General features: G+C 71.7%; 6 protein-coding genes. 4 read left to right on the forward strand and 2 right to left on the reverse strand.

Annotation, left to right across the window (positions count from 1 at the left end):
• From ACN675_RS28645 to ACN675_RS28660, 4 genes are all read left to right on the forward strand, one after another.
• Positions 1–230: ubiquinol-cytochrome c reductase iron-sulfur subunit (locus ACN675_RS28645; RefSeq protein ID WP_420754036.1), on the forward strand; the 230-nt coding region annotated here is incomplete at its 5' end.
• 57 nt (positions 231–287) lie between these two features.
• Positions 288–740 carry a ubiquinol-cytochrome c reductase iron-sulfur subunit gene (locus ACN675_RS28650; protein ID WP_420754037.1) on the forward strand — a complete coding sequence of 151 codons (453 nt, stop codon included), beginning with the start codon at positions 288–290 and terminating at the stop codon, positions 738–740.
• Between the two features lie 39 nt (positions 741–779).
• Positions 780–1,148 (forward strand): YidH family protein, encoded by a 369-nt coding sequence (locus tag ACN675_RS28655; RefSeq protein WP_420754038.1) that lies wholly within the window; start codon positions 780–782, stop codon positions 1,146–1,148.
• Positions 1,145–1,474 (forward strand): DUF202 domain-containing protein, encoded by a 330-nt coding sequence (locus tag ACN675_RS28660; RefSeq protein WP_420754039.1) that lies wholly within the window; start codon positions 1,145–1,147, stop codon positions 1,472–1,474. Before ACN675_RS28655 ends, ACN675_RS28660 begins: the two co-directional genes overlap by 4 nt.
• Positions 1,475–1,516: 42 nt before the next feature.
• On the opposite strand, the gene ACN675_RS28665 is transcribed toward ACN675_RS28660, so the two are convergent.
• Together ACN675_RS28665 and ACN675_RS28670 are read right to left on the reverse strand one after the other, a co-directional pair.
• Entirely contained in the window at positions 1,517–1,939 is a 423-nt protein-coding gene (locus ACN675_RS28665; protein ID WP_420754040.1) for a PaaI family thioesterase, read from the reverse strand.
• Between the two features lie 15 nt (positions 1,940–1,954).
• The coding region (locus tag ACN675_RS28670) for a YeiH family protein (RefSeq protein WP_420754041.1) at positions 1,955–2,693 on the reverse strand (739 nt) is incomplete at its 5' end.

Below are 2,693 nucleotides of genomic sequence, written 5' to 3' on the forward strand. Positions count from 1 at the left end.
AAGGCAAGCGTCTGGTCGTGTCCCAGCCGGTCGCCGGCGACTTCCGTGCGTTCGTCGCGATCTGCACCCACACCGGCTGCAACATCAGCGGCGTCGAAGGTGACGAGATCGTGTGCAACTGCCACGGAAGCCGTTTCCGGCTCGACGGCACGGTCGCACAGGGTCCGGCGAAGAAGCCCCTGAAGACGCGCCCCGTCGAGGCGCGCGGCACCGATCTCGTCGTCGGCTGAACCGGGGCCGTCGTCTCCCGGTCGGAGTAGATTCCGACGCAGACGATCGGAGTACCCATGGATCCCGAACGGTTCGCCGTCGACCGCCGCACGGTGCTGATCGGCGCCGGGATCGTCGCCGCTGCGGCCACCGCAGCGTGCGGGAGCGCAGGCACCGGCCGCGGTGGTGCCACCACGACGCGAGCGGGCACCGGGACCGAGACGCACCGCACGTCCGCCGCACCGGTAGGGCCACTCGTCGCGGTCGACAGTGTCCCGGTCGGCGGCGGCGTGGTGTTCCCCGTGCCGGAGATCGTGGTCACCAGGCCCACCGCCGGCGAGGTCCTCGCGTTCAGCGCGGTGTGCACGCATCAGGGCTGCACGGTCGCCGACGTCAGCGGTGGCACCGTCAACTGCCCGTGCCACGGCAGCAGGTACAACCTCGACGGCACGGTCGCGCACGGACCCGCCACCCGGCCGCTGCGCAGAAAGTCCACCGAGATTCGCGACGGCCAGGTGTACGTCTCGTAGCGTGAACCGCCGCGCCCGCCGCGTCTAGTGTTCGTAGATGTGACGACACCTCCACGGGACTGGCGGCCGCGCGCGCTGCGGAAGGGCACCGACCCCGACCCCCGGTTCACCCTCGCCAACGAACGGACCTTCCTGGCGTGGATCCGTACGTCGCTCGGCATCATCGCAGCCGCGGTCGCGCTCGAGACGTTCGGTGGGGACGTGGTGAGCACCGCGGTCCGCACGACGATGTCGTGCGTGCTGCTGGTGTTCGCCGCTGTCCTGGTGGTCGGTGCGCTGATCCGCTGGGTGCGCGTCGAGGAAGCCATGCGCACCGAACGCCCCCTGTCGCCGCCGTGGGCAGCGTTCCTGATGGCCGGGATGCTGGCCGTCGCCGCCGTGGTGCTGACGGTGGCGATCCTCCGATGAGCCCGTATGCCACCCACGACGATCCAGGGCTGCAGCCCGAACGCACGAGCCTCGCGTGGCTGCGTACCGCGTCGGTGCTCGGCGCCGTCGCACTCGGATTCATGCGATTCACGCCGGGCCCGGACGTCGCGATCGTCTCGATCGGATTGCTGTGCCTGGCCCCCGCCCTGTACCTGCTGATCACCGCCGGCCACGGCCACCGGGCGCGGGTCCGGCGATTCGCCGCCGGGACGGTCGCGCATCACTGGTGGCGCAACCTCGTCGTCACCGCCACCGTCGCGGTGCTCGCCCTCGCGTCGGCGGTCCTGATCGCGACGGGCGGTTAGGCCGGTCTCCCCGTTTCGGCGCGAAGGATCGGGAGACCCGTCCTAGCGCGAGAGATCGATCAACCGCGCGCTGCCCTGCGCCGCCGCGCACACCTTCTCGGTTCCGTCCTCGTCGACAGCGACGATCTCGCACCGGCACAGCGCCTGCCGCTTCGTGGATTCGACGACTGCGGCCTCGGCGCGTAGCAGCACACCCTTCGCCGGACGCAGATAGTCCACCGTGAAGCCGGTCGTGACGATCGACGGCCCGAGGACCGTCCCCGCGGCGAACGTGATCGCGTTGTCCGCCGCGTACGACAACACCCCGCCGTGGACGAAACCGAACTGCTGCAGCAGCTCCGGACGGATCGGAATCTCGAGCACCGCGCGCGGCGGCGCGTAGGCGCTCAGGCGCGCACCTACCAGGACACTGAACGGCTGCGCGGCCAGGACGGCGGCGGCGGCGTCGAAACCCAGGGTTTCCATGAACGGCAGTGTGCCCTATCCGGGCTGTCCGAGCGGGTGGACCAGCACGACCCCGGCCAGCGCGATCGCCGTGACCCACACCGTCGCGAATCCGGCGAGGGCGACAGGGCGCCAACCGATCCCGCGGAGCATGTCGAGGCGCACGCCGGTGCCGAGCGCGAACATCGCGGCCGCCAACAGCGCGACCTGCACCGAGTGTGCGGTCTGCAGGACGGTCGTGGGCAGCATCCCGGTCGCGCGGAGCGCCGCGCAGGCGAGGAATCCGATCAGGAACAGCGGAACCAGCGGTGGCCTGCGGGTGTCCGCCGGTGTCGCACCGCGGCGCCGGGCCGCGATCCCGACACCCGCGGCGACCGGCGCGAGCAGTGCCACCCGCGCGAGTTTCACGGTCACCGCCACCGTCAGCGCCCCTCCCGCCGCCGTCGTGGTGTCCAGTGCACCTCCCACCGCGACGACCTGCGCGACCTCGTGAACCGCTGCACCGGCCCACATCCCGGCCTGGGTGCCGTCGAGTCCGAGACCACCCGCGAGCGCCGGCAGCAGCGGGATCATCGCGGTGCCGAACACGACGACGAGAGCGACCGTGGTCAGCAGCTCGCGGGTTCGCGCGGAGATCATGCCGTCGACGGCGGCCGCCGCGGCCGCCCCGCAGATCGAGAATCCGCACGCGATGAGCAGGCGCTGGGTCCAGCCGAGTCCGAGCCGCGCGCCGAGCCACAGGGTGCCGGCGATGCCGAGCGCGACCACCGCGACC

Origin of the sequence: Rhodococcus sp. O3, from assembly GCF_048897285.1 — a bacterium.
GTDB lineage: Bacteria > Actinomycetota > Actinomycetes > Mycobacteriales > Mycobacteriaceae > Rhodococcus.

Coding starts and splice junctions, on each gene's coding strand:
- ACN675_RS28650 (WP_420754037.1), top strand. CDS start 288: ATGGATCCCGAACGGTTCGCCGTCGACCGCCGCACGGTGCTGATCGGC.
- ACN675_RS28660 (WP_420754039.1), top strand. CDS start 1,145: ATGAGCCCGTATGCCACCCACGACGATCCAGGGCTGCAGCCCGAACGC.
- ACN675_RS28665 (WP_420754040.1), bottom strand. CDS start 1,939: ATGGAAACCCTGGGTTTCGACGCCGCCGCCGCCGTCCTGGCCGCGCAG.